The 569-nt window shown below is 51.7% G+C and carries 1 pseudogene; it reads left to right on the top strand.

Going from position 1 to position 569, the window contains the following annotated elements:
- Positions 1 to 569: pseudogene (locus Q4600_RS21140) on the top strand (RTX toxin); the annotation flags it as partial.

The following is a 569-nucleotide window of genomic DNA, read 5'->3' as shown; positions in this document are numbered from 1 at the left end:
GTGGATATTTCAGGCCTTGTTGATGGCGACATCACTGTTGACGCCTCAGCAGTCGACCAAAACGGTCAAACCGTCACTGATGCTGACACTGACAACATGGATGCGACACCAGGCTCTATCGACGTTGCATTAGTGATTAACGATGGCGCAGAGACAGCCGACATTTCAGGTACCACTACTGATGTGGCGCCAAACTCAACTGTCACCCTAACGCTCACCGATAGCGCTGGCACAGTCCAAGTCATCACTGGCGTGACCGTAGATGCCAATGGCGATTACAGCATTGATGGCGTAGACATTTCAGGCTTAGTTGATGGCGACATTACCGTTGATGCCTCTGCTGTCGACCAAAACGGTCAAACCGTCACTGATGCTGACACTGACAACATGGATGCGACCGCCGGCTCAATTGATGTAGCCCTCACCATTAATGATGGCGCTGAAACCGCTGACATTTCTGGTACCACTACCGATGTCGCGCCAAACTCAACTGTCACCCTAACGCTCACCGATAGCGCTGGCACAGTGCAAATAATCACCGGCGTCACTGTTGATGCCAATGGTGATTA

It is taken from the genome of Shewanella sp. 2_MG-2023 (assembly GCF_030548905.1).
GTDB classification, from domain to species: domain Bacteria; phylum Pseudomonadota; class Gammaproteobacteria; order Enterobacterales; family Shewanellaceae; genus Shewanella; species Shewanella electrodiphila.
The sequence above is the reverse complement of the archived record's forward strand: the minus strand, read 5'-3'. Positions and strand labels throughout refer to the sequence as shown.